Origin of the sequence: Roseateles violae (assembly GCF_030410485.1) — a bacterium.
GTDB classification, from domain to species: domain Bacteria; phylum Pseudomonadota; class Gammaproteobacteria; order Burkholderiales; family Burkholderiaceae_C; genus Roseateles_D; species Roseateles_D violae.
In genome coordinates, this window is the sequence record NZ_JAUHHC010000002.1 from 319899 (window position 1) to 344276 (window position 24378).

Here is a 24378-nt window from a genome sequence, read left to right on the forward strand (position 1 = left end):
TGTTGCACCGGCTCAGACCTCGCGCAGCCGCTGGCCAGTCGGCCCCGCCGTGTACGAGTGCAGCAGCCGGCGCGGCGCTGGCCGGGCACTGAGCGGACCGCCGTCGGAGCATTGCCCCAGATGGAGGAGCTGTCGGCCACCGCCGGAGCGCCGTTCGGCCGGCCGGTCGCGCCGACCGTCCCAGCCCCTCGGATCCTGCATCGGCGCCGCGCGGCCGAGCAGCAATACCGCGCCGGCTGGGATCTCCTGCAGGTCCACGATGTCCATTGGATTTCCCCAGCTCGACAGCACGGCGTTCAAATCGCGGTCGACCAGCTCGCTCAGCCAGCCCCCTTGCTCGTGGCCAAGGCGCAGCCGTCCGCTGAGTGGATCGGTCAGCGGCGCGCCGGAGCCGCGCTCGTCATCGTCGAAGTCGCCATGGGCGCGAAAGGCGCGCAGCGGCAGCCGGGTGATCTGTAGCTCGGGCCAGGCGGAGAACATCGGGGGCTGAGCGTTGGCGATGACTTGGAGCTTATGCAGCAGCAGGCGCAACTCATCGAGCTGCCAGGGATCGTCTGCGCGCCGAGCCAACTGGTCCAGCGCACCGCTCGTGTCCACCAGCAGCGGTCGCAGGCTCCGCAGCAGTTCATCGCAGCTCAGGCGGGCGGCATCGTCAAGCCCCAGCGGGCCGGGTCGACGGAAGGCAGCGAAACCAGGCCGCGAAGACAGGGAGGGGAGGGATGCGGGTCTCATGCTGACGCCGATCCGTCGAAGCCGTAAGCGAAGTCGCCATCCTGGACGGCGAGCCGCACCCGCTGCAGCGGGGCGGCGCTGCCGAGCCGCTGCAGCAGCTCCAGCGAGATGCGCGGCAGCACGGTGTTGGTCAGGATGGCGTCTACCACCCGACCACCGGATTCGGCCTCGGTGCAGCGCGCAACCACCAGTGCGACCACCTCGTCGTCGTACTCGAAGGGGATAGCGTGGTTCGCGGCGATGCGCCGGCCGATCCGATCGAGCTGCAGGCGGACGATCTGGCCCAGCATCCCGACGGACAGCGGGTAGTAGGGCACCACCGACAACCGGCCCAGCAGCGCTGCCGGGAACTGCTGCAGCAGCGGCTCGCGCAGCGCCTTGGCGATGGCCTCGGGCGCCGGCGGTGCCGCCGGGTCACGGCACATGCGCATCACCAGCTCGCTACCGACATTGCTGGTCAGCAGGATCACAGTGTTCTTGAAGTCGATACCGCGGCCTTCGCCGTCCTCCATCCAGCCCTTGTCGAAGACCTGGAAGAACAGCTCATGCACGTCGGGGTGGGCCTTCTCGACCTCATCGAGCAGGACCACGCTATAGGGCCGGCGCCGCACCGCCTCGGTCAGCACGCCGCCCTCGCCATAGCCGACATAGCCGGGCGGCGCCCCCTTCAGCGTGGAGACCGTGTGCGCCTCCTGGAACTCGCTCATATTGATCGTGATCAGGTTCTGCTCGCCGCCGTACAGCGCCTCGGCCAGCGCCAGCGCGGTCTCGGTCTTGCCGACGCCGGAACTGCCGCAAAGCAGGAACACGCCGATCGGCTTGGATGGGTTGTCCAGCCGCGCGCGCGAGGTCTGGATGCGCCGCGCGATCAGGTCCAGCGCGTGCTTCTGGCCGATCACGCGCTGGTTCAGCGTGTCGGCCAGCCGCAGCACCGCCTCCACCTCGTTCTTCACCATCCGGCCGACCGGCACGCCGGTCCAGTCCTGCACGACACCGGCCACCGCCTGCTCGTCGACGGTGGGCAGGATCAGCGGGGTCTCGCCCTGCAGCGCGGCGAGATCGGCCTGCAACTGGCCAAGCTCCTGCAGCAGCGCAGCGCGCTCGTCTGAAGCCGGCAACTGCGGATCGGCCGCCGCCGAGCGAAGCCGGCCGCGGATCTCCAGGATCCGGTCGACCGCGGCCTTTTCCTTGACATGGCGTTCCTGCAACATGGCAAGGCGAGCCTCCTCGTCGGCGATCGCCTTGTCCACGCGCTCGGCGCGCTCCGCGGCCGGGATGCCGATCGCGGTCTCGCGCTCGACGATGCCGCGTTCGATGCGCAGCGCCTCCAACCGGCGCAGGCAATCCTCCAGCGCCGGCGGCGTCGCATGCTGGCTGACGGCGACGCGGGCGCAGGCCGTGTCCAGCAGGCTGACCGCCTTGTCGGGCAGCTGGCGCGCCGGGATGTAGCGGTGCGACAGCCGTACCGCCGCAGCGATCGCTTCATCGAGCAGCGCAACGCGATGGTGCTGCTCCAGCACCACGGCGCCGCCGCGCAGCATCAGCAAGGCCTGCTCCTCGCTCGGCTCCTCGACCTGCACGACCTGAAAGCGCCGCGTCAGCGCCGGGTCCTTCTCGATGTGCTTCTTGTACTCGGCCCAGGTGGTGGCGGCAATCGTGCGCAGCTTGCCGCGCGCCAGCGCCGGCTTCAGCAGGTTGGCGGCATCGCCGGTGCCGGCCGCGCCACCGGCGCCGATCAGCGTGTGCGCCTCGTCGATGAACAGGATGATGGGCTTGGGCGAGGCCTGCACCTCGTCGATCACCGCGCGCAGGCGGTTCTCGAACTCGCCCTTCATGCTGGCGCCCGCCTGCAGCAGGCCGATGTCCAGCACATGCAGGGCCACCTCCTTCAGCTGCGGCGGCACGTCACCCTGCGCCAGCCGCAGCGCGAAACCCTCGACCACGGCGGTCTTGCCGACGCCGGCCTCGCCGGTAAGGATGGGGTTGTTCTGGCGGCGCCGCATCAGGATGTCGACGATCTGACGGATCTCGCCGTCGCGCCCGGCCACTGGATCGATCTCGCCGCGGCGCGCGCGCTCGGTCCAGTCGACCGCATAGCGCTTCAGCGCCTCCTGTTTGCCCAGCGCCGCCGGCGGCAGGGCGCCGCTGGCATCGCCGGGAGCGGCATCGCTCTCGCTGGCGCGCTGGCCCTGCTCGGGCGAGCCCTCGAGGATGCGCGCGAAGTCATCGCACAGGGCCTCCAGTTTGATGCGCTCGAACTGCCGCGAGACGGCGAACAGCGCATTGCGCAACGAGGCGGTCTTCAGCAGGCCGACCACCAGATGACCGGTGCGCACCTGGCCGTCGCCGAACATCAGCGAGCCGTAGACCCAGCCGCGCTCGACGGCGCTCTCGACCCAGCTGGACAGGTCGGTGACCGAGCTGGCGCCGCGCGGCAGCCGATCCAGCGCGGCCGTCAGGTCGCTCGCCAGCGCTGCGGCATCCAGGCCGAAATGCTTGACGATGCGGTGCAGATCGGAGTCCTGGGAATTCAGGATCTGTAGCAGCCAGTGCTGCAACTCCACATAGGGGTTGCCGCGCAGCTTGCAGAGCACGGTGGCGCCCTCGATGGCCTTGTAGGCCAGCGGGTTGAGCTTGCCGAACAGGGCGGTGCGCGGGATCTCAAGCATTGTGGGCTCCTTGGCGCAGCAAGGCGCAGGTGTCGGGGCGCAGCCGCAGATCGCCGCGGTCGCGTTCGCGGCCGCGGCCGCCGAGCCATGCGCTCAAGCCCAGCCGCACACGGCGGCCCAGGCGCGGCTCCGGCAGCTCGGCATGGGCCAGGATCAGCTGCACATCCCAGCGCAACTGCAAGCCCACGTACAGCCGCACCCAGTCGCCCAGCAGCGGCCAGGCATGGCCGTCGGGCAGGAAGCCGAGGTACTGTGCCAAGGTCAACGGCCCGAGGGCGATGCGGAACTTGTACTGCCGGTCCAGCAGCTTGCGCCCGCCACTGGCGTTGTGGCCCAGCCGGGCCGCGGGCAGGGCGCTGCGCTCGGGCCGGCCGAGCGCGAAACCCAGCCGGCTGCGGTCCTGCGGGTCCAGCAGCAGCCATTGCGCGATATGCGGCTCCAGCCGCACCGGCACGCGGAAATACTGGGCCAGCAGCTTGCAGAGCCCCTCGGCGTTGCGGCTGCGCACGCCCAGCAGGCCAGCTTGGAACAGCTGGGCTTGGGCCGGCAGGCTGGCGCGCAGCTCCGGGTCGAAGCCGAAGCCCGCGCCCAGCCAGGCGGCGAAGCGATCCTCGGCGGGGCGGTCGCCCTGTACGGCCGGCTGGGCCTGGGCCCATGCGCGGTAGAACAGGGCCAGCAGGCGGTGGTGGAAGATGTCCAGGAAACGCAGCAGAGTCGGATCGCCGCGCAGACGCGAGCGCTCGCGCGCGTACTCGGTCAGATGCAGGGGCATCGGCCCCTGTGGCCCCAGCAGGCCCAGGAAGCGCACGCCCAGGCGCGGCGCGCCGGGGCGAGGCTCAAAGCTCTCTATCGCGGCGGGCGCGAAATCCAGCTCGGCGTCCTGGCCCAGGCGCAGCGCCTCCTGCGAGGGGCGCGGCGCGCTGCCGAAGCGTGGCCATCGCGGGTGCAGGTTCTCGACCCGGCGAAGCAAGGCGAAGAAATCATGGGCGCGCGGCGCGGTGCCCACGGCTTCGAACAGCGCGGCGAGCGCGGCCTCGCGCGCCGCGGCATCCGTGGTGTCTGCAGCATCGCTGGTCTCGGCTTGCTGGGCGCGCTTCATACCGTGTCCTGCAGGCCCAGGCGCGGCGGCCAGCGCATCAGCTCGCCGCGCTGGGGCGTTTTCAGGCTCAGCTGCGTGAAGCTGTTGATCGCGGCATGGCGCGCGAAGAAGCGCTCCAGCAAACTGGCGAACAGGAAGGCGCTGCTGCCCTGGAAGGCCAGCTCGTCCAGTTCCAGCTCCAGTTCGACGCCGGTGCCGAAGCTCAGCGGCCCTGGCAGCGGCAGGCGTCGCACCACCGAGCGGGCGCGCAGTCCCCGCACGCCCTCGATCTGGCGGCGCCAGGCGGCATCTTCTGGCGGCGCGTACAGGCTGAGCATCTTGCGCAGGCTGGCGGCGGCTCGCGGCGGTGGCTCGTCCAGCAGCGAGAGATGGTTCAGCGTCAGGTGATTGACCAGACTCCAGCCGAGCTCGCCGCTGGGGCGTCGGCCGGTCGGTCGGGTCGGGCCGCGCAGCAATTCCACCTGCGTCACCGGCCCGGGCGACTCCAGACGCCACTGCGGCTTGTCAGCCATGGCGGCGACCTGCGGCAGCAGGGTGGGCAGGTCGCGGTTGCTGACCCAGGCGCTCAGCGAGAGCTGGCGCACGTCCTCTCGGTAGGGTGCGTGGTGCGGGTCGAGCAGGGACAGGTAAACCTCCTCGCCGACATAGGAGGAGCGAGTGCCCTGTTGTTGCTGGCGTGTCGACAGCAGGCGCGGCTCGCGGCGCACGGTGTAATAGCCATGGGCGCTGCCGCTCTCGTGGTGGCTGGCATAGAGCGGCAGGAACTTCTGCTGCGCCACCAGTCCGGTGCCGAAGCCGGTCACGGTCTCGACGCTATGAACCTCGTAGTCCATCGGCCGGGTGCGGTCCGGCACGACATGGTATTCCCAGGCGCCCGGCCCCAGCTGGATGCGGTCCAGGCGCTTGCGGAACAGGTTGATGGCCGGCGTACAGAACAGCGCCAGGCTGTGCGCGTCGACCCGGGCCTCGAGCGTGGCATCGCCGCGGCCCAGCAGCAGCAGCAGCTCGACCTCGTCGGTAGCCAGTGTCGCCAGGCGTTCGGCCAGCGCGCCGCATTCGAAGAAAAGCAGGCGCTGCGGAAGCGCTGCTGTCTCCTGCAGCAGACGGTAGCCGGAGAAGGCCCGCAGCGACTCGGGCAGCAGGGCCTCGTCGGCGCCAAAGCCCAGCGGACTCAAGCTTTCGGGGCCGCGCCATCCTGCGGCACCCAAAGGCTTCTGCTCCTCGGGCTGGGCAGCGCGTACCAGAGTGCCGAGCGGAGCACCCATTAGCAGCTCGTGCAGGCGCATCGCCTGGTCGTCGGGTGCGCTGATGTAGAAGGCGAGCCGGTCCAGGCCCAACTGGCTGAACAGCAGTCCGCCGCCGCAGCGCAGCCGGACGCTCAAACCGCCGCGCAGGCTCTGGGCCTGCGGTAGCCGCGCTACGGCCGCGTCGGGCGCATGGCTGAAGTAGCGCACGTCGAGCAGCTCGATCGGCCACAGGGTCAGCTCGTGGGCGGTGCGAAATTCGCAATGCGTGTCCTGCCCACGCGCGAGTTCGGACAGCAGCGCGCTGCCGCGCGGGAGCTTGTAGCCCTTCACCAGGTTCGGGTCGGCCGGGTCGATGGCGCAGCGCGCCACCAGCATCGAGGGCACTGGTGCCAGGAAGTTCGGGTAGCTGGCCTCCAGGAGATGGGCGATCAGGCGAGGCTGCTCGGATTCGAGTTTCAGCTGCACGCGCGCGGTCAGGAAGGCAAAGCCCTCCAGCAGGCGCTCGACATAGGGGTCGCTGACCTCCATGCCCTCCATGCCCAGGCGGGCGGCGATCTTGGGAAACTCCTGGGCGAACTCGGCGCCGACCTCGCGCAGATGGGCCAGTTCGTCTTTGTACAGGCGTAGCAGGCGAGGGTCCACGCCAGCTCCTTGAGCGCTCAAGGGCTCGGCGGCGATGTGGCTGCGCGCACGGCACCGCCAAGCGCGTCACGCAGCTTGACCTGGCCCGACTCCAGGTCCAGCTGGGTGCGCAACAGCATCTCCAGAGGTACAGGTGTCGACCACAAGTGGCCGCTGATTTCGAACTCCAGCACATTGTGGGTGTCCAGCACACTGTCTTGTTCCAAGGCCCGCACTTCCAGCGTCTCGGCCAGGATGCGTGGCTCGAAGCGCAGAATGGCGCGGCGTATCGCGGCCTCCAGATCGGCCAGTTCGAGTTTGGAGGCGAGTTGCCCCGAGAGCGGGGGCAGGCCGAAATTGAGCACGCAGCCGGCCAGCTCGGGATAGGCTTCGGCATCCCTGCGGTCCAGCGCCTGCACGGCGTTGAACAGCGCGCCGAGGTCGCGCAGTACGGCCTGGCGCAGCGCGGCCTTGGACATCACTCGCTGCTCCTCGCCCTCGCTGCGATCCATGCGTCGCTCGTCGCTCAGCCGGTCGAGGAGGGCGGGCTGCAGGCGCTGGTGGGCTTCGCTGGGCATGGTTGGTGGAGGCGTCAGGCCGGCAGAAGTTCGTCGGAGAATCTGTTCGCGGCGCCCAGAACGCCGTCGCTGCCTTGGACGCGGTACTCGATTTCCACTCGGGTGAAGGCGAAGCTGACCTGTTCAAGCGTCTCGCCGTGCTCGTTGCAGTCCAGGTCCAGACCCACCACGCGGGCACCCGACAGGCTCAGCGTGAAGAAGTCGTCCTGGTCTCCACCGGGCTTGCGCAGCGCGAGCCGCAGATCCTTGATCTCGTCGTTGGTCGCGAGCACGCTCATCAGCGAGGTCGAGCTGCTGTCCAGGCGCTTGCTGACGACCAGCTGCTTGTACTGGCGTCTGGCCGTGGCTTGTCCGGAGCCGAGCGCCGAGCCGGCCGAGACGCCGAAGCGAAAGCCGTGGGCGGCGATCGCGTTCTGGTGCCCCTTGGCACTGGCCTCCCCCTTGAGCTCGCCTGCGCGCTTGGTGCGGATGCTCAGATAAATGTCGGCACCGGCGCCTGCAGTGGCGCCGAGGAGATTGCCCTGTACTTCGCCGGTCATGACCATCACCGCTGGTACTTGCGTGCCGTGCTGCGCTCGGGCTGGTTCAACGCGCCGCGCAGTTCGGTGGGGATGTCGGTCCTGCTGGGCAATTCCTTGTAGGCCGGCATATTGCGGCGGCGGCAATGGTCGAAGCAGGTGTCGTTGAGAATCTCGAGCACGTAGCGGACCTTGGCGAGCGTTGACAACTGACCCTGGGCGCGGAATGGGTCGAGCACGCCGTCCAGGCGAACCGCAAAACCGCCTGCCTTGATCTTGCGTTGCAGGTCCGCGATATGACGCATCGTGACCGGTCCGAAGAGCCCGTCGACCTCGATGCCACTATCGCCCGGCGGAGGCGAGAACGGATCGCCTATTTCGTAGTAAAGGATGCGCATGAGGGCCTGTACCAGCATGACATCAACGGGCTGGTTGTCCGCCGCGGCACCGACGGAGAAGTCGATGTTGTAGGCCCTGCTGACATTGCCCTTCGGGCTGCGAAACGTCGTCACGAAAGCCATGGCGCTTGCTCCTTCGCTGCGGCCCGGCGGCGCCTAGCGGGTCTCGGTCTTGGCGAGGTCCCAGCCGAACTTGACCTCGCCGCCCAGCGCACCCTTGTCGTCCTGCGGCTTGTAGGCGAACTCGATGTCCTTGTAGCTGCAGGTGACCTGCTCGAGGATGTCGCCACCGGTGCTGCCACCCGGCGTGACGCTGGTGATGAAGACCTCCTTGAGGGTCACGACCAGGAAGTCCTGCTGACCCTCGCCGGCCTTGCGCGAGGTGAGCTTCATCGTCGGAAAGTGCTTGCCCGCCACGCAGTGCTTGGCGAGCACCGGCGAGGCCTTGTCGTAGTGGTGGGTGAAGTGGAAGTCCGCGGGAATCGCCTTGCCCTTGCCGGTACCGCCGCCCAGACCGCTGGCGGGCTGGCTCACGCCCCAGTTCCAGGACAGCACCTCGATTTCACCCTTGGGCTTCACCGCCTCGCCGTCGATGCCGTCGAACTTGATGGTCGAATCACTGCTCATGGAATGCTCCTGATGGGTGGACAAGCCCGCCCACGGCTTTGGCCGCGATCGGGCACTAGGAGGCCGTCATGCGGTCTTCACGGACGGAAGTTTCGAAACCAGCCGCAGCGACACGGTCAGTCCTTCGAGCTGGTAGTGCGGCCGCAAGAAGAACTTGGAGCTGTAGTAGCCCGGATTGCCGGCGATTTCCTCGACGATCACCTCGGCCGCGGCCAAGGGCTTCTGGGACTTGGTGACCTCGGACGAATTGGCCGGGTCGCCGTCCACATAGTTCATGATCCATTTGTTGAGCCAGCGCGACATCTCGTCGCGCTCCTTGAACGAGCCGATCTTGTCGCGCACGATGCACTTCAGGTAGTGGGCGAAGCGACAGGTGGCGAACAGATAGGGCAGGCGCGCCGCCAGATTGGCATTGGCGGTGGCATCGGGGTCGTCGTATTCCTCGGGTTTTTGCAGTGACTGCGCGCCGATGAACGCGGCGAGATCGGAATTCTTGCGGTGCAACAGGGGCATGAAGCCGTTCTTGGCCAGCTCGGCCTCACGCCGGTCACTGATCGCGATCTCGGTCGGGCATTTCATCGCCACGCCGCCCTCGTCGGTCGGGAAGGTGTGCGTCGGCAGGCCCTCGACCGCGCCGCCGGACTCGACGCCGCGGATTCGCGTGCACCAGCCATACATCTTGAACGAGCGGTTGATGTTGACCGCCATTGCATAGGCCGAGTTCGACCAGGTGTAGGCGCCATGCTCGCCGCCAGCGGTCTCTTCCTCGAAATTGAACTCCTCGACCGGATTGGTCTTGGCGCCATAGGGCAGGCGCGCCAGGAAGCGCGGCATCGCCAGACCCACGTAGCGCGCGTCCTCGGAGCCTCGCAGCGAGCGCCAGGCGGCGTATTCCGGGGTCGTGAAGATCTTGGTCAGGTCGCGCGGATTGGCCAGCTCCTGCCAGGAGCCCATCTGCATCAGCGCCGGGCTGGCGGCCGCGATGAAGGGCGCATGGGCCGAGGCCGCCACCTTGCTCATCTCGCCCAGCAGTTCGACGTCGGGCGGGCTGTGGTCGAAGTAGTAGTCGCCCACCATGCAGCCTATCGGTTCGCCGCCGAACTGGCCGAACTCTTCCTCGTAGACCTTCTTGAACAGCGGACTCTGATCCCACGCCGTGCCCTTGTAGCGCTTGAGCGTCTTGCCCAGCTCGAGCTTGGAGATGTTCATCACGCGGATCTTCAGCATCTCGTCGGTCTCGGTGTTGTTGACGAGATAGTGCAGCCCCCGCCAGGCACTTTCGATCTGCTGAAAGTCGGCATGGTGCAGGATCGAGTTGACCTGCTGCGACAGGCGCTTGTCGATCTCGGCGATCATGGCCTCGATCGACATGAGTACATCGCTGCCGATCAGCTGGGTCTGGGCCAGCGCCTGCTGGGCCAGGGTCTGCACGGCCTGCTCGACGGCCGACCTGGCATCGTCCGACTTGGGCTTGAACTCCTTGTTCAGCAGCTGGGCGAATTCGCTGCCCTGGTACTCGATGCCCTGCAATGCCGAGGCGTGGGAGACGGTGTCTTCAGCCATGGAAATCTCCTTGATGCGCCAACTGGCTCACTGGTCCGCGGCCGGCTTGCGGGCCTCGGCGAGCGACTTGAGCAGGGCCTCGTCCTTGATCACCTTGGAGATCAGCTCCTCGGCTCCGGTCTTGCCGTCCATATAGGTGAGCAGATTGGCCAGCTGCTGGCGCGCCTCCAACAGCTGGCGCAGGCCCTCGACCTTGGCGGCGACTGCGGCCGGCGAGAAGTCGTCCATGCTCTCGAAGGTGATGTCCACCGCCAGATTGCCCTCGCCGCTCAGGGTGTTGGGCACAGGGAAGGCCACGCGTGGCTTCATCGACTTCATGCGGGCGTCAAAATTGTCGACATCGATGTCGAGGAATTTGCGATCGGCGACTGGCGGCAGGGGCTCGCTGGGCTTGCCCGACAAGTCGGACAACACGCCCATCACGAAGGGCAGCTGTACCTTCTTCTCAGCGCCGTAGAGTTCGACGTCGTACTCGATCTGCACCCGCGGCGCGCGGTTCCTGGCGATGAACTTCTGGCTGCTGGTGGCCATGACGCTCTCCTTGAAGGGCTAGGGATTGCTGCTGCCGGCCAGCTTCTCGATCTGGCTGAGGCCGTCTGGGGCGAGATCGCGAACGATGTCGATGAAGCTCTTGCTCATCAGGCGCTGCGAGCGGCGAATCAGCAGCGGCGCAGGATTGCTGGGCTCGTTTCGCTCCAGCCATTCGGCGACGCGCTCCAGCGCGCGGACCGCGTCCTCGCGCGAAGCGATCGTGGTACCGGCCGGCACTGGCGTGTCGCGGCTTGTGCTGACAGCAATGTTGCCGCGGGTGTCGGCCGGCGCTGCAGCGCCAGGCAGGCGTTGCGCCGCCTCCGCCAGCGCCTGCATCAGCCGCACCAGTGGCTCGAGTTCAGGGCTGAGCGTGGGGGCGACCTGCCGCTCCAGCACCGCTGCGATGGCCCGGGCCGCCGCGGCACCGCTGTTCATCAGCGCCGGCAGCGTGGGCTGCTGGGGCAGCGCGGCGGCCAGCCCACGGGCGATACCGTCCGCACTGGGCGGCGACTCGCCGAGCTGGGGCTCGGCATGGCCAAGCGCGAGCTCGATATCGCGCATCGTCAACGCACCGCGCTGACCGGTCAGGCTGGCGGCACGCAGATCGGCCAGGCCGGCGCTCGGATGCACCAGCGGCCCCAGGGCGCTCATGCGTGCGGTGGGGTCGTTGCCGTCGCTTTTGTCGAGCTGCGGATGCACCTGGTCCCAGTGACGCTCCAGCAGGCCCTGCAACAGCTGCAGGCCCTCGACCGCGCCAGCAAGGCCCTGGAGGCGTGCGCCGCTGCGCGTCAGCCAGACGGCCAGCCGCAGATCGCGGGTACGGGTCGCCAGCTTCAAGGCCTGTTCTCGCACCGCAGGCCAATCCGGCCCTTCGGCGGGGATGAGCGTGTCGCCATACTGGCGCTCGGGCTTGCCGGCGGCGGCCTCTTGCAGCGCCAGGAACGCAGGGTCGTACTCCAGGTCGGCGCCGCAGGGGGAGGCACCGTCCAGGGGCGACAGCAGCGATTCCAGTTCGAGGTCGGACATGCGCAAGCCGGTCTGGTCACGTTGATTGCTCGGCACTCTAGGCTGATCGCGCCGGGCATACAGTGGTCGAAAGTCACTTCACACCCGGCTCATGAAACCAGGCCCCGCATGACGTTCAGCAGTTTGTGCGGCTGCACCGGCTTGAATAGCACCAGGTGACCGCTGTCTGCGGCGCGGCGCATCTCCTCGTGGGTCGTGTCGCCGGTTATGAGGATGGCTGGCACTTCATAGGCGCACTCGCGCCGTACCGCGTCGATCACGGCAATACCGTCCGGCCCCTCGCCCAGGTGTAGGTCCGACAGGATCAGGTCGGGCGGGAACTCCAGCTGCCGCAGCTGGCGGCATGCCTGTTCAACATTGGCGGCCGTCAAGACCTCGTAGCCCCATTCGCGCAGCAGCATGCTCAGACCATGGCAGATGGCCTCCTCATCGTCGACAACGAGCACGGTCCGCGCTTGCAGCGCAGGCATCGGCACCGTATCTGCTGCGGCGGTCACGTCCTGGATATCCGGCAGTATTCCCTTCGCGATGCCGATCCGGAACATCGTGCCCCGCCCGGGCTCGGAACTGACGGCCAGGCTGTGGCCGAGCAACGAGGCCAGCCGCTTGACGATCGCCAGCCCCATGCCCAAGCCCTGGTGACGCCGGCCGCGGCCGCGGCCCGACTGGTAGAACTCGTCGAACACGCGCGGCAGCTCGGTGGCAGCAATGCCGACGCCCGTATCCCAGACCTCGACGTTGAAATCACTGGCGGTGCTGCGCGCCACCACGACGATGCCGCCGTGCTCGGTGTACTTGATGGCGTTCTGGATCAGGTTGCCGAGGATGCGCTCGAGTAGCTGCGGATCGCTGGTGACCGATTTGCCGCCTGGCGCGAAGCGAAGGTGCAGCCCGGCCATCTCGGCCTGGCCAGCGAAATGCATGTGCAGGCGGCGGAACAGGTCGCGCAGTGGGAAATGCTGGAAGTTTGGGGCCACGGTCCCGGCGTCCAGGCGCGAAATGTCCAGCATTGCGTAGAACGAGCGATCCAGTCCGTCGATCGCCTGCACGACGTTGCGCACTACGGGCTCGTCGGCACTGCCCTGCAGGCGCTTCTCCAATGTGGCGGCAAACAAGCCCAGCGCATGCACGGGCTGGCGTAGATCGTGGCTGGCGATCGCCAGGAAGCGGCTCTTCTCTTGGTCGGCATTCTCGGCGGCGTCGCGCGCGGCCTCGAGCGCGGCATGCCGCGCCTCCTGGTCGAGGAGCTGCCGTGCATGGCGATGCCATAGGCGCTGCTGGGCCAGTGCCAGCAGCGCAGCCAGTGCAGCCAGCATGCTCGCGGCGAGCGCCAGCACGGCGAAGTCACCGCCCAGATTTGGGAACGCCAGCACTGGCGACAGCGGCAGCAGTGCCGCGCACAGCGCGGGCAGCCGCAGCGGCGCCAGCGTCGCACTCAGGCCGAACGATGCGGTGGCGGCTGCGATCATCAGCAACGCGACCTCCGCCACCGACCGGTCACCGGGGCTTGGCGGCAGCCACGGTGGTAGCGCCAGCGCGACGATCAGCGCCAGGGCGGAGCCTGTGGCGAGGCGGCGGCGAAGGACCCTATCCAGCCCGAACCGATGTGGGGGCCAGGCTGCAAGAGACCAAGTTCCCGCCAATCCGATGCCCACCAGCATGGCGGCGGCGCGCCAAGGATCGCTGCCTAGCACGGTGAACTCGCAGCCGAGCAGCATGAGGATGCCGGCCCAGGCTATCGGCTTGGCGCTTGCCGCTGCGTCGATCATCCGGTCGAGCGGAAGCGCGGCCGGTGACTTCCCGTCGACGGATCCGGCGGGTTGCGGGCAGGGTACCGGCGTCGGGCCGGTTGGCTTTACCGCGACGAAGCGCGAGCGCCCGCTGGCCACCTTCAGCGGAACAGGCTGATCAGATGCGATCTTGATTTCACGTCAAGCGCCAGCAGCAGCCCCGACACATAGTTCTTCACCGTCCCAAGAGACAGGTGCATCGCGTTGCTTATTTCCTGGTTGGTACAGCCCGATAGCACCTGTTCGAGAATTTCCAGATGACGTGGTCCGAGTTCGGCGGCGCGGTCGAACATCGACGATGGCGAGAAATGAGGAAACAAGGCGTGGTTCACCGAGTGGCCCCGGCTCAGTTGCTTGGCCGGTGGCCATAGCAGTGCCGCCAGCATTTCGCACATCTCGGCAGCCATGGCTCCCTTGGACAGATAGCCGATCGCGCCGAGCGCTCGCGCCTGGCGGATCACGAATTCGTCCTGTGTTGCGCTGAACACGGCGATGCGGGCGCTGGGAAAGACCTCGATGAAGTGGCGCAAGCCCTGAAGGCCCTTGCAGTCGGCCAGGTTGAGGTCCAGTAAAACCGCGTCGACCGGCTCCTCACGGGCATAGACAAGCAGCGCGTCCTGGAGCGAATCGGCCTCGAGCCACTGCAACGGCACACCTTGCAACTCGGCGCAGAGAGTCCTGACGCCGCAGCGCACCAACTCATGATCGTCCACCAGCAGCAGCTTGCGGCCGAGGTCGATCGAGGCGCCCCGCTGCTCGTCGGAGGATGGGGGAAAGGCAAGGCTTGCCTGCCCTGGATTCGCATGCATGGCGCGCTCCTTCCGGTCAGCACGACGCGACCGGCGCCGTCCGGCGCGGCTGCCTTGGCAGCTCACGACCGAATGCTAGGTAGCGGACAGGGACTGCACATCCCAAAAAGTAGGGAGTTATTCCTAGTCACTATTGATGAGGCGATCTCGCAATCTTCCGAAAGCGATCGACCTCGCGCAATAGGTCTCCCCCGAAAGACTTAGCAGGGCAGAGTCCTTCCAGCTTCAGGGAAACGGTCCGCCTGCTTCAAGTTGGCGGGAAGTTGGCCTATGACGGCTTTCCGACGCAGGACATGTTGCGGCCTTGAACGACTTCATCTTCGCTGACGCCTTCAAATCGGTTCGTTAGCAACGCCAGGCGCTTGCGGTCGGCGAGGTTAAGCCTCCTCCTGCGGCTCCGTTCCGATGCATGGGCATCAGTTTGAGTCCCAAAGTGCGGTTTGGAGCACCTATTGCCAGCACAACTACCCACTCGGGCCAAGCAAGACTTGGGCATCGCGACTTTGGGTCGGAGGGGCAGATGGGTGACGCATTGGTGACGCTCGGCGACTTGCAGATTCTTGCTGCGGATCTGAAGGCTCGGCCAGAGGATCTGGAGCCACATCGACGGGCCTATGCGCTCCGATTCGCGCGAGACGCTCTCCGTGTTCGCGACCGCGGCGAGCACGCCATCTGCCACTGCACCGATGGGCCAGGGCTGCAACTTGTCTCCAAGTTGTCCTCGACCGGAAAGCCCTTCCTGGCGCGCCGAGCTGGCGATCAACATAGGCACGCGCCGGATTGCAGCTTTGCCGTCTCGTCCCATGCCAATCAGTTCGGACGGACTTCCGCGCGGCAGAAGACCGACACAGGCACGGACTTTCAGGCCGCCATCGATGCGGACGTTTCGGATGGCCTTGACGGCGAGGCCCGCCGGCGTAGGCCACCGTGGGGGCACTTCGGTGCACGTCAGCAGAACCGGCTGACGCAAGTTGGCTTGGTCGAGCAGTTGCTCGAACTCGCCGAGTTCACGACATACCGGGGCGAGAGACCAAGCAACGGCCTTGTCATGGGCCGCCTGAGGGAACTGGCTCAGGTCTGCAAAGTAAATGGCGACAGCATGAACGCGCGAGTGCACTTCTCTGTCGAAGACGATGACCCGGAAATCTGGGAGAGCCGGAAACGACAGGCTCAAGATGGTCGAAAAGGAAAGCGCTATCCGCTCCTGTTGTTGGTCGGGCAGGTGGACGAGATCGAATCGGACAAGCAGACAGGAAAGATCCACGTTCTTGGCGTTTCGGATCCGATTCAGCTATCTCCGGCCATCATCGAATCACTCTCGACGTCGTTTCGGAGACCATGGCTGAGTCTCTGCGCGCGATCGCGGCGCGAAAAGACGGTGCTGCTTTTTGTGGCCCAACTCTGGGTATCAGACTCGGGGATGATCGGCGTTCACAAGGCGGCTCTCATGATGTTGAGCGCTACGTGGATTCCGGCGGACTCCGGTCACGAGGTCCGATTCATGAATCATCTGGTTCGCTCTGGCCGGTATTTCCAGCGACCGATTAGATGTAAGCAAGATGAACGTTATGAGCCTGATGTCGAACTGCTCGACGTCGGTCAGCGCTGCCTCATTGAAATCTGGGGTCTGAAAAACAAGCGCTACCTGCGTAAAAAAAGGCTGAAGCGACACTATTGGCGGAAAGTGATGAAACTTCCGCTGATCGAGTGGGACGCTGCATCGCGTCAGCCAATACCTGAGCTGCCGCCTGCGAAGCCGCGCTGAATCGGTCGGCGCCGATACGCGCTTACGCCAGCCGCCGGTCTGGGCACATTCATGATTACTTCCACTATCAAGACCCCGCGCCGGTGACCATCCATATCCGATGGAATGCGGTTCCAGGCGCTTGGCGGAAAGCAATCATGACGATGAAGAGCCGATCGGATGGCGCGTTGCTTGATGTCGCCGAGCAGGGCTTGAACATGTCGATGCCAATGCAGATGCGACGTTGGGTTGCTGCTTGGCCGAAGACTGGATGTTCTGAACAGATGTCCCCGTTTCCTTCCGAGGCGCAGGACGGCATCGTTGCTGAAGGGGTGCCGATCGAAGCCTGGTCAGTTGGAGGGCTGGATGGGAGCGACGGTCGGTTTCGCGCGCCAGCTGTGGCTTGCATGTTGGAGGCGGCAAACGACTATGAAGCCATCCAGGCCTGGCTGCACGCCAAGTGCGCGCGCCAGCGCTTTTCCGGCCGGAGTGGCGCGCGCAGCCGGGGCCATGAAACCGTTACCACCGACCACACCCTCCGAGCCTACCGGCGAGAAGCCGAGCGATTTCTTCTCTGGTGCGTGCTTGAGCGGCAGTTGTCGCTGTCGTCGGCGACCCATGAGGACTGCTTGGCCTACTTGGATTTCATCCAGAACCCCGTGCCTGCAGCTCGTTGGTGCGCGCCGCGCGGCCATCGTCGCTGGACGCCGGAGTGGCGTCCCTTCGAAGGACCTTTGAATGCTGGCGCGCGACGGCAGGTGCAGGTCATCCTCAGCAGTCTGTTCCGGTACCTGCGGGAGGTCGGCTACCTGTGTGGCAATCCCCTAGCCGGTGTCGGCGCGCCACAGGGACAGCGGCCTTGTCTGGAGATTGGGCGGAGTCTTTCCGCAGCGCAGTGGGCGCTGGTGTGGCGCGCCGTTGCGGAGGAGACTGATCATCCGGTCGCCGATGACCATCGTTCGCATCGCACGGTCGGCACTGCGTTGCAGTACCGTTCAGAAAGCCGGGGCTTGGGTACCGTGGCGGTGATTGAGGTTTCGTTGCTGCGGCCCATGGCAGCGACGTGGAAGGAACAGGCGGCGAAGGCCCGCCTGAGGGTGGTGCTGTTCACGCTGTACCTCACGGGCCTTCGTCTCTCAGAACTTGCAGGACTGAAGTTGTCTGATCTCCGGCGGCTTGACCACCATGCTGGTGGCTGCGGCTCCCAGGACAGCAGTATCCACGTCTCGCACGCGCGGGGTGCCAACCTTGAGACCGCGCCATGCATGCTGAGCGTGATTGGAAAGGGCGGACGCCGCCGCGAAGTACCCGTTCCGCAGGCCTTGCTGGCCGAGCTGCGCCGGTCCATGCTGTCGCGCGGGCTCGGGAGTGATCCCTGGTGTTTGGGTATCGCCGACGCGGCATGGGTCGGTGCCTTGGTGCCGGAGACTTCGGCAAACGTGAAGAAGACGCCGGCGCATGCCCCATCGCTCGCGAAAGATCTGGCGAACCGAAAGCGTCACGTCAGTGCTTCCCTGGTCCACAAGGTCCTCAAGGAATTCTTTGCGGATCTCGCCTCGCAGCTGCATCAGCAAGGTCGAGTTCAAGACGCCGAACACCTGCTGCGGGCCAGCGCGCATTGGCTCCGTCACACACACGCGAGCCACACACTGGCCGCCGGCATTCCGGTCGAAATGGTGCGGGCCAACCTCGGCCACAGTTCCTTGGCCACGACTTCTCTCTACATCACCGCGCCGCGAGACGCGCGCATCGCTGCGATGGAGTCGTTCAGCCAGACGGCTCTGGGCTCGGCGAACTTACCGGGCGGAGAAAAAAATTGCGATGACGCTCGTTCGCCCCGAAAACGAGCTTAGCCGGACTCTCAAATCTGGATGATGACCCATGGGCGCGAGTAGTTTGATGCAGCGCCGAGGAGCTGCTCGTCATCGGTTGGCGCGCGGCCTTGAGCATCGAGGTGGTCCATGAAAACAGTCCGGATGATCGGTTCGTTTTACCGCGTGCTGCGTCGGGTCAGCTGCGACAGCGCCGCCATGTATGCGATGGCCCTGCCGGGCTTGGAGCCCCGCCATGGTTGAGGCGCTCCACGGCTTCGCCGTTTGGATTCAAACTCGACGCGGACTTGCCGAAGCGCAGGAGCGGAACTTCGCGCAGGCGCTGGAGGCCTACTTGAACCGGCTCGGGCTCACGGCCACGGGCGGCCCACTGCGGATGGAGATTGCCTGCCTGAACGAAGGCATCGCCGATAGCCACATCATTGATCTGCTGTCCTGGCTTGTTCGCGAGCCGATCGTCTTGAATGTGCGGTTTCATCCGCTTCGCGGTGGGCGCACCGTAGTGGGTGCCGGTCAGGGCTGGCTGCATGCACAAGCGGGAGATCCCGCCGTCGATGCAGCCCTACTGCTGTATGAACTGCGACGCCTGAACGCGAGCGCGTGCATCAGGGTGCTCGGCGGCTACTGCTGGACATCTCCCGCGAACGACCAGATCGGGACGGCACTGAATGGGTGACGATCGCCTTGGGCCGCTGTCGGGCCCTGTTCCGCTGAAAGGTCTTGAGGCTTTATCGGATGCGCGTACGTCGTCAACCCGGCTGCCGATGCTCCCGCTCTGGTCGGAGCCCACCCCTAGCCCGTCAAGGATCTTCGAGACCGGGGATCACGCGGCGCACCTCGCTCGTCTTGAATTGGTCAGCCCTTTGGCGGAGCGACGCGTTCTGCTTCCGAGTTCCAGGGGAGGGGAGAGAGCTGAGGTTGATGGGGTTGTCGCGCTTGTCGATGGTCCGACGGACCTCAGCGTGCGCGACCCGGAGCTAGTGACCTGGCCCCCAGAGCTCGAGGATGCCTGGACTGCGCTAGAGGATCTGCTACTTCGCGCCCGAGCCGAAGCTGCGATCTTTGTTCGTTCACGCGATCCACCGGAAGTGGTACTTCGGGGTGCCGCAGCGCTGCGGGAATCGATGGGACTCGACCTGGCGCGCCTGATCCGGGAGCGTGACGGCTTTGCGTGCTGGACAGCAGATGGCCGCATCCGGCTTGTGCAGCAGTTCGAAATTCAAGAGCCAGACCTCGTTTTGCGGCTCGTGGCGCTTTGGCGTCTTCGCCGCCATCCACTCGGAGACGAGGTGGCCGTGCAGGTCCAGGTCTTGCTGAACCGTTTCATTGCCGCAGAAAACTGTGGTCACTCGCTCTGGTGACCGGAGGAGTGATGCCTTGTGCGGACTCCTGAGCGCGGCTCCACCGCGGCACTAGTCTTTTTGCGCGTCAAAAGGTTGGGGAAGGGCGGCTCTGCGTCTGTCTTGCCGGAACAGAACGCTTTGGTTTTGCATCGACGGTGGGAAGAACTCGATGACGCGGACCTCCAGCTGGTCGCCAACCCGTTCTACCTCTGCCACCACTACTTGAAAGGAGCTTGTATGTTCATGAGGACGAGCAGGATGCATGTTGCCGTCGTCGCTGCAGTTGCCATCGCAGGATGCGCCCTCGACAAGTCGCCGCCACCGGCGGACGACCTTCTCGACATGGGGCGGTATTTGAGCCGGTACGCCGCAACGACGGGGTCGGATATCTCGCAGTTGGACTTTGCGGAGGTGCCGGGCGGCCCGGTTCGCGGGAAGTACACGGACTTCGACGGCTACCGTGCCGGGAAGACCTGGTGGTGCCGGTCGGACGAGCGGGGCGACCCGTTGCTGTGGACCAAGAAAGCCTATGGTGAACTTTGTCGCCGCCGCGGTGGTATCTATGAGGAAGGTTTCTGCTCCGCCCCTTCGGATCACGATACCGTTCTGTTCATGGCAAGGGTCACCGGGTTCGAGGACAACTGCTCGCAGATCGAGGTGAGCGTTCTTGAGGCGACGTCGGCATCTGCCTCTTCGGCCTATAGGGCCCAGTTGCTGCGGTATGGGTTCAAGACAAGCGCGATGCAGCAGGCCGAGCTTGCCCATAAGCAACGTCAAACGGACGCTGCGATGGCAAGGCGAGCGCAGGAGGCCGCAGACCAGCTCGCACGCGTCGAGCGCGAGTGGACCCTGATGAAAAAACGGGGCACGGCAGTGTGTCGCCAGTCCGGTGGCATCACTTACTTCGGCTACGTGGACGACTCGACGACCGACCGGCTGAAGATCTTGGTGGTTCGTGCCGCCCTCACTCGCGCACCTGCGATAGCGCCGGGAGATTTTCGACAGGAGACGGTTTGGACGAATCCGGCGGAGTGGTATCTCTGCACCGGACTCTAGCTGAGACGATCGTCGCTCATTCACTGCTGCCATCGCCCGACACATCGGTCCTGAGCGCCGATACCGGCGGTCGACCGGGTTTACGTGGGCCGGTGTAGGCAGCGGTGATGCTCTCCCGAGCGTGGCCCAGATCCCGGGTAACCTCCTGGCGAGCCAGTTGATCAGCAGCACGGTCCAGGATCGCGGACCCGCCGCGCACGGCTGACGGCACCCCCGAAACTTCTTCATACAGGTCGTTCGCATACTGATGCCGGAGACCGTGTGGCGTTACCGCGAGTTGATCCTTCGTCAATCCAAGCTTGCGGCAGATGTAGTAGAGGCGATTACGCGCCTGGGCAGGGGTCTTGGATGCGGGAATCATCGATCCGCGTGACCCTGACAGTGCGAGCACCTTCGCTCGCTCAAGGAGCTGGCGCTGGGCGTCCGTTCTGATCTTGACGATCCGCGTCCTCCCGCCCTTTGTCCCCAGTTCGACAACCAGCGCCGCACCGGTATCCGATGCCCGCGGCCGAAGCAGCGTGGCTTCGGTCACCCGCAGGCCAAATTCCTTCATGAGTTCGAGTTGGCATCCCACCCACTGGTCCAATTCATATGCCTTTACGATCATCTCGGCGGGAATGACATTGTTGCCGGTCCAAGACTTGTCGTGCTCGGCAACGTAGGTCCGAGCTACGTCGTCGGCCTCAAAGCCGTAGAACGCCGGCTCCCGGATCAAGCCGCGCTTGCCTATCGCAATGCTGAACCACTTGAGAATGGACAGGCGGCCCTGGATCGTGCTGGCGCTCAGTTGCTGCTGGCGCCACTTTTCTGCGACAGCGCAAATGTGCCGCTGGTCGAGATTCAAGACGGACTTCAGTGCATAGCCGGCCAGGCGGATATCGTCAAACACCTGGTAGGTGACATAGGCGCGAGCCTTCTTCGTCATGACCCCGACAGCCTTGGCGCGATGGAGGTGACTCTCCCCAAAGCGATCGAGAATTACGGTTATCTGCCGCTTAAAGTCGAGGGCGCTGAACGGTGCTCCGTAGCGGTTTCGGCCCGTCCAGGCTGTTGTCTCCTGAATGCTATTCATAGCCTGCCCCTGGTTGACAAGGCACCGGACTCCAGTCATCCGGTACGCACAAATCGAAAAGCCACGCCGCGACCCTGACCCTTTCGGCCATCTCCTGCGCGGATATGCATTTGGCATACCAGGCAAGCAACACTGACGACATCAATTCGGCAGCAATCCGCGAGGGCGGCAACACCGCCCCATACAAGCACTTCAGCTCCGCGACGAAAAGTTCAGTGACGCGGATGCGCTCCAGCAGCAGCCCCAGGGTGGGGACACGATCGCGACCGTGCGGCGACAGGCCAGCCCTCGCCAGCAATGCGCGGTAGTGCTGCCGAGCGTCGAGCCCGCTCACGGTCCGAGACCTGGCCACGTCGGGCGCGATCGATGAAACACATGGATCCACAGCGACTCCTTCTCGGTTGAGTTGCTACAGCTCGTCTTTTCTCTGCTCAGGGGAAAGCGGGTTCGTTAGTTCTAAAAAGCAATTGGCACCGCCATTTCTGTGCGGAAGCCCATTGGCGTCCCCTTTCGGGGAAAGCCCAAGAACGGCCCACCGGGGCAAGTTCAACGCTTACAAGTACACCGCCCTGATTGGCTGCCTGCTAACAGCAGCCCGGTGAAAACACCCAGCAATTGGTCGTCATCTCATGGATGGACAAGGCAACTGCCTGTACATCGGATCGAGACGAGCCACCAACCAACCAAAGGTTCGAAGCGCTCACAAAGGAGCCCTTCGGCCGCCGAAAAAATTGGGGCATCAGGACGCGTACACGGGCACGGAACGCCGTCGGACGAGTTCCCTGAAGGGAGGCACCGAGGAAGCACAAAGGCGCTCGGTTCCTTTACAGACTCGGACTGCGACTGCGGGTTTTGGACATGCAGAGTAGATGTCCAGAGATGCCGATCGGGGGCAGATGAGCTGCGCCGTGAATCGACAGGTTTACCTTCCGTGGGACCCATCACTGGGTCGTGATTGGAAGTAGTGGGTTGGAGCGTGTATCCGGCTCCGGCTTAGAAGGCATCCCTCTTCGCCATCGGGCCTGCATCGCAGGCTTCCTCGGCATTGCCAAAAGGAGCCTTCACTCTATCCATCACGAATGGCCTCGTCAACGGTTCAACACATCGCGTTATGCAGTTATATGTAGGAAATCGGCCGCTAGGCCCCATCCAGACTGGATGGAAAGTCGCCTCTCTATTGGAATCACAAAATTTTGAGTCGAATTCCGGCACCGCCGCACCGTCGCGGTCAGGCCATTTGGATCACCGGCCGCCCGAACTGAAACGACCTCCCAATAGGCAGCGAATTGCACCGTTTGCCGATAAATGCTCCACCGCGATCGCCCATAGGATCGTCCTGAGACGACGAAACCAAGAACGCACGCGGTCTCCAGACCGTGTGCAGACCGTGTGCAGACCGGCTAGCCTTCAGCGCCTTCTGGCATTGGCAGATCTAGACCGTGTGCAGACCGTGTGCAGACCGTGTGCAGACCGTGTGCAGACCGTGTGCAGACCGTGTGCAGACGGTGTGCAGACCGACTGGACGGCAGATCTAGGCTGGTTGCTGCCGTTCAGTTCTAGCAAACCAGTGACCGCTGCGGTCGATACCGGTCATTGAACAATTCGTGGCCGGATGTCCGCTGTACCTACAGAAGCAGCCGCGCAAGTTCTCGGGTGCGCGGTCGGCATGGCGCGAGATGCAGCTCAGTCGAAAGGCCGCTCACCTGTCCGCCTGGTGTGGTCATAGATACCGATGACCTTGTTGACGCAGCAATTCGCGGATCTTGGAGTCCCAAAGAAAAGTAGCTTCATCCTCGTCGGCGCCTCAAAGGAACCGTAGGACGCCAAAGGAATTGCAACTCGCGCCTCAGTTCTGTTACTGGGCGGCGCTAGTTGCTACGACTGGCCGCCAGACTGAAAGTCGAGTTGTTCTCACACGGCGGCAGTGCATTCCCCGCAGCGACTTATTGCTCGCGCTGCATACGAGGCTGCGACATCAGCGCATCAATGATGCCGCGCTGAACTTAGAAAGCTCGGGCGCCGATGGATGCGTTCGGCACCAGCTGTTATCCAGGTGATCGTTCGCTCCCTTGGAAATTAGCCATTGTTGGGCCTCTGTGTCCTTCAACAACACCGCCAGTTCGAGTAGGCGGAGCTGTCCAAGGTTGCAAGCGGCGGTTCCTAGCGACGCAGGTGCGCCCACTCGCTGCGCCCGGTCCGCCAAGTCCCCACTCCAGATAACGCCAAGCACGTTTGCGTTAATGTCCGGGAGAACACCTGTCGACAGATAGAGATCGAGGATGTGAAGTCGGTTTGGGGCCCTTCGCTGCATAAGCATGCGCATTCCGGCCCCAAGGGACCTCAACGAAAGCATTTCTCCTTCCTTCATCAACCGATCGAACACTGACCGATCTGCTCCGAAGGCGAGCGCGCAGTCCATCGTCGAGCATTTGTCGGCAGCCTCCTTTTCCGGGTTCTCCAGCTTCTTGCGGATCACTTCGGTATCGGCCGCAGCCCTTTCTGTGTGCGCCTGGACGACGTTGGTCTGTCGCTGCACCTGGCCTAACGTCTTTTCCGCCCGTTCCCGCGCGATCTCATCCGTCTTGGCTGCGGCCACCAGCACAGCGGTGTCCTGCTTTGTCGCGCGAACGTCGACAGCGACGCGGTCAATCTGGGCCTGCACGCCCAGCAAGGCACCCTGCAGCGCCCCGATGCTTTCGACCTTCGAACTGAGGTAGCCGGTGTCCCCATGGGCCAGCGATATTCCGGAGCCGGCGAGAATGCTGCCAAGGAAGCAAATCCACAGCGCGATGTTTCGACGCCTACCGGTCGTCCCGAACAGACTCTTGAGCCGCTCGGGCATCGGCAGCAATGACATTGCAAGAAGGCAAACCACCATCAAGGCCGCGACGATCATCAGCTTCTGCGTAAAGGCCCGCATAGACGGCGCAAGGAAGTCCAGAGCGGCGACGATGAACCCCGCAAAGAGGATCGCGGTGTTGGCCGGAACCAAATACTCCTTGATCCAGCCTCGCGCATCCGCCATCGGGTCGGCTGTGGGCGCTGCCGTTTTGCTTTCCCTCGTGTCTGCTGTCATTCGTTCGACTTTGCTATCGAAGTTTTACCTTCCAGACCGAAGCGTCC

General features: G+C 64.9%; 21 protein-coding genes. 4 read left to right on the top strand and 17 right to left on the bottom strand.

Annotated elements, in window-relative coordinates:
• Positions 1-12: 12 nt before the first annotated feature.
• From QWJ38_RS06995 to QWJ38_RS07055, 13 genes are all read right to left on the bottom strand, one after another.
• On the bottom strand, positions 13-732 hold the full coding sequence (locus tag QWJ38_RS06995) for a hypothetical protein (protein ID WP_290358342.1): 720 nt from the start codon (positions 730-732) through the stop codon (positions 13-15).
• Positions 729-3401 (bottom strand): type VI secretion system ATPase TssH, encoded by a 2673-nt coding sequence (gene tssH, locus QWJ38_RS07000; RefSeq protein WP_290358343.1) that lies wholly within the window; start codon positions 3399-3401, stop codon positions 729-731. The genes QWJ38_RS06995 and tssH overlap by 4 nt, the downstream gene beginning before the upstream one ends.
• Positions 3394-4500, bottom strand: coding sequence for a type VI secretion system baseplate subunit TssG (tssG, locus tag QWJ38_RS07005; RefSeq protein WP_290358344.1), 1107 nt, complete (start codon positions 4498-4500; stop codon positions 3394-3396). The genes tssH and tssG overlap by 8 nt, the downstream gene beginning before the upstream one ends.
• Positions 4497-6389, bottom strand: coding sequence for a type VI secretion system baseplate subunit TssF (gene tssF, locus QWJ38_RS07010; RefSeq protein ID WP_290358345.1), 1893 nt, complete (start codon positions 6387-6389; stop codon positions 4497-4499). Before tssF ends, tssG begins: the two co-directional genes overlap by 4 nt.
• A gap of 17 nt (positions 6390-6406) precedes the next feature.
• Positions 6407-6946 (bottom strand): type VI secretion system baseplate subunit TssE, encoded by a 540-nt coding sequence (gene tssE / locus QWJ38_RS07015; protein WP_290358346.1) that lies wholly within the window; start codon positions 6944-6946, stop codon positions 6407-6409.
• Between the two features lie 14 nt (positions 6947-6960).
• Positions 6961-7485 (bottom strand): Hcp family type VI secretion system effector, encoded by a 525-nt coding sequence (locus QWJ38_RS07020; protein ID WP_290358347.1) that lies wholly within the window; start codon positions 7483-7485, stop codon positions 6961-6963.
• Positions 7486-7490: 5 nt separating this feature from the next.
• Positions 7491-7985, bottom strand: coding sequence for a peptidoglycan-binding protein (locus QWJ38_RS07025; RefSeq protein ID WP_290358348.1), 495 nt, complete (start codon positions 7983-7985; stop codon positions 7491-7493).
• A gap of 33 nt (positions 7986-8018) precedes the next feature.
• Positions 8019-8489 (bottom strand): Hcp family type VI secretion system effector, encoded by a 471-nt coding sequence (locus tag QWJ38_RS07030; RefSeq protein WP_290358349.1) that lies wholly within the window; start codon positions 8487-8489, stop codon positions 8019-8021.
• Positions 8490-8555: 66 nt separating this feature from the next.
• Positions 8556-10052, bottom strand: a complete 1497-nt coding sequence (gene tssC, locus QWJ38_RS07035) for a type VI secretion system contractile sheath large subunit (RefSeq protein ID WP_290358350.1) — start codon at positions 10050-10052, stop codon at positions 8556-8558.
• 27 nt (positions 10053-10079) lie between these two features.
• Positions 10080-10583: a type VI secretion system contractile sheath small subunit gene (gene tssB / locus QWJ38_RS07040; protein ID WP_290358351.1), complete on the bottom strand. Its 504-nt coding sequence runs from the start codon at positions 10581-10583 to the stop codon at positions 10080-10082.
• Positions 10584-10601: 18 nt separating this feature from the next.
• Positions 10602-11609, bottom strand: a complete 1008-nt coding sequence (gene tssA, locus QWJ38_RS07045) for a type VI secretion system protein TssA (protein ID WP_290358352.1) — start codon at positions 11607-11609, stop codon at positions 10602-10604.
• Between the two features lie 89 nt (positions 11610-11698).
• Positions 11699-13378, bottom strand: a complete 1680-nt coding sequence (locus tag QWJ38_RS07050) for an ATP-binding response regulator (RefSeq protein ID WP_290358353.1) — start codon at positions 13376-13378, stop codon at positions 11699-11701.
• Between the two features lie 122 nt (positions 13379-13500).
• Positions 13501-14208 carry a response regulator transcription factor gene (locus tag QWJ38_RS07055; RefSeq protein WP_290358354.1) on the bottom strand — a complete coding sequence of 236 codons (708 nt, stop codon included), beginning with the start codon at positions 14206-14208 and terminating at the stop codon, positions 13501-13503.
• Positions 14209-14728: 520 nt separating this feature from the next.
• Here QWJ38_RS07055 and QWJ38_RS07060 point away from each other — a divergent pair.
• The 3 genes from QWJ38_RS07060 (at position 14729) to QWJ38_RS07070 (ending at position 18460) form a co-directional block, all read left to right on the top strand.
• On the top strand, positions 14729-15973 hold the full coding sequence (locus QWJ38_RS07060) for a DUF1173 family protein (RefSeq protein ID WP_290358355.1): 1245 nt from the start codon (positions 14729-14731) through the stop codon (positions 15971-15973).
• A gap of 137 nt (positions 15974-16110) precedes the next feature.
• Positions 16111-17805: a tyrosine-type recombinase/integrase gene (locus QWJ38_RS07065; protein ID WP_290358356.1), complete on the top strand. Its 1695-nt coding sequence runs from the start codon at positions 16111-16113 to the stop codon at positions 17803-17805.
• A 214-nt stretch (positions 17806-18019) separates the two neighbouring features.
• Complete coding sequence (locus tag QWJ38_RS07070) at positions 18020-18460, top strand: hypothetical protein (protein WP_290358357.1); 441 nt, start codon at positions 18020-18022, stop codon at positions 18458-18460.
• Positions 18461-18854: 394 nt separating this feature from the next.
• Here the strand turns inward: QWJ38_RS07070 and QWJ38_RS07075 are convergent, their stop codons facing one another.
• Complete coding sequence (locus QWJ38_RS07075; RefSeq protein ID WP_290358358.1) at positions 18855-19133, bottom strand: hypothetical protein; 279 nt, start codon at positions 19131-19133, stop codon at positions 18855-18857.
• Between the two features lie 237 nt (positions 19134-19370).
• Between QWJ38_RS07075 and QWJ38_RS07080 the strand changes: the two genes are divergently transcribed.
• Positions 19371-20183 (top strand): hypothetical protein, encoded by an 813-nt coding sequence (locus QWJ38_RS07080; RefSeq protein ID WP_290358359.1) that lies wholly within the window; start codon positions 19371-19373, stop codon positions 20181-20183.
• A gap of 16 nt (positions 20184-20199) precedes the next feature.
• Here the strand turns inward: QWJ38_RS07080 and QWJ38_RS07085 are convergent, their stop codons facing one another.
• The 3 genes from QWJ38_RS07085 to QWJ38_RS07095 form a co-directional block, all read right to left on the bottom strand.
• Entirely contained in the window at positions 20200-21255 is a 1056-nt protein-coding gene (locus tag QWJ38_RS07085; protein WP_290358360.1) for a tyrosine-type recombinase/integrase, read from the bottom strand.
• Positions 21248-21589 carry a hypothetical protein gene (locus QWJ38_RS07090; protein ID WP_290358361.1) on the bottom strand — a complete coding sequence of 114 codons (342 nt, stop codon included), beginning with the start codon at positions 21587-21589 and terminating at the stop codon, positions 21248-21250. The genes QWJ38_RS07085 and QWJ38_RS07090 overlap by 8 nt, the downstream gene beginning before the upstream one ends.
• 1641 nt (positions 21590-23230) lie before the next feature.
• Positions 23231-24331, bottom strand: coding sequence for a hypothetical protein (locus tag QWJ38_RS07095; RefSeq protein ID WP_290358362.1), 1101 nt, complete (start codon positions 24329-24331; stop codon positions 23231-23233).
• Positions 24332-24378 lie beyond the last annotated feature (47 nt).

Excerpts from the sequence above, each read along its gene's own strand:
- QWJ38_RS07070 (WP_290358357.1), top strand. The coding sequence starts at position 18,020 with ATGGTTGAGGCGCTCCACGGCTTCGCCGTTTGGATTCAAACTCGACGC.
- QWJ38_RS07095 (WP_290358362.1), bottom strand. The coding sequence starts at position 24,331 with ATGACAGCAGACACGAGGGAAAGCAAAACGGCAGCGCCCACAGCCGAC.
- QWJ38_RS07060 (WP_290358355.1), top strand. The coding sequence starts at position 14,729 with ATGGGTGACGCATTGGTGACGCTCGGCGACTTGCAGATTCTTGCTGCG.
- QWJ38_RS07050 (WP_290358353.1), bottom strand. The coding sequence starts at position 13,378 with ATGATCGACGCAGCGGCAAGCGCCAAGCCGATAGCCTGGGCCGGCATC.
- tssB (WP_290358351.1), bottom strand. The coding sequence starts at position 10,583 with ATGGCCACCAGCAGCCAGAAGTTCATCGCCAGGAACCGCGCGCCGCGG.
- tssA (WP_290358352.1), bottom strand. The coding sequence starts at position 11,609 with ATGTCCGACCTCGAACTGGAATCGCTGCTGTCGCCCCTGGACGGTGCC.
- tssH (WP_290358343.1), bottom strand. The coding sequence starts at position 3,401 with ATGCTTGAGATCCCGCGCACCGCCCTGTTCGGCAAGCTCAACCCGCTG.
- QWJ38_RS07055 (WP_290358354.1), bottom strand. The coding sequence starts at position 14,208 with ATGCATGCGAATCCAGGGCAGGCAAGCCTTGCCTTTCCCCCATCCTCC.
- tssG (WP_290358344.1), bottom strand. The coding sequence starts at position 4,500 with ATGAAGCGCGCCCAGCAAGCCGAGACCAGCGATGCTGCAGACACCACG.
- tssC (WP_290358350.1), bottom strand. The coding sequence starts at position 10,052 with ATGGCTGAAGACACCGTCTCCCACGCCTCGGCATTGCAGGGCATCGAG.
- QWJ38_RS07065 (WP_290358356.1), top strand. The coding sequence starts at position 16,111 with ATGACGATGAAGAGCCGATCGGATGGCGCGTTGCTTGATGTCGCCGAG.
- QWJ38_RS07030 (WP_290358349.1), bottom strand. The coding sequence starts at position 8,489 with ATGAGCAGTGATTCGACCATCAAGTTCGACGGCATCGACGGCGAGGCG.
- tssE (WP_290358346.1), bottom strand. The coding sequence starts at position 6,946 with ATGCCCAGCGAAGCCCACCAGCGCCTGCAGCCCGCCCTCCTCGACCGG.
- QWJ38_RS06995 (WP_290358342.1), bottom strand. The coding sequence starts at position 732 with ATGAGACCCGCATCCCTCCCCTCCCTGTCTTCGCGGCCTGGTTTCGCT.
- QWJ38_RS07085 (WP_290358360.1), bottom strand. The coding sequence starts at position 21,255 with ATGAATAGCATTCAGGAGACAACAGCCTGGACGGGCCGAAACCGCTAC.
- QWJ38_RS07080 (WP_290358359.1), top strand. The coding sequence starts at position 19,371 with ATGAGGACGAGCAGGATGCATGTTGCCGTCGTCGCTGCAGTTGCCATC.
- QWJ38_RS07020 (WP_290358347.1), bottom strand. The coding sequence starts at position 7,485 with ATGACCGGCGAAGTACAGGGCAATCTCCTCGGCGCCACTGCAGGCGCC.
- QWJ38_RS07025 (WP_290358348.1), bottom strand. The coding sequence starts at position 7,985 with ATGGCTTTCGTGACGACGTTTCGCAGCCCGAAGGGCAATGTCAGCAGG.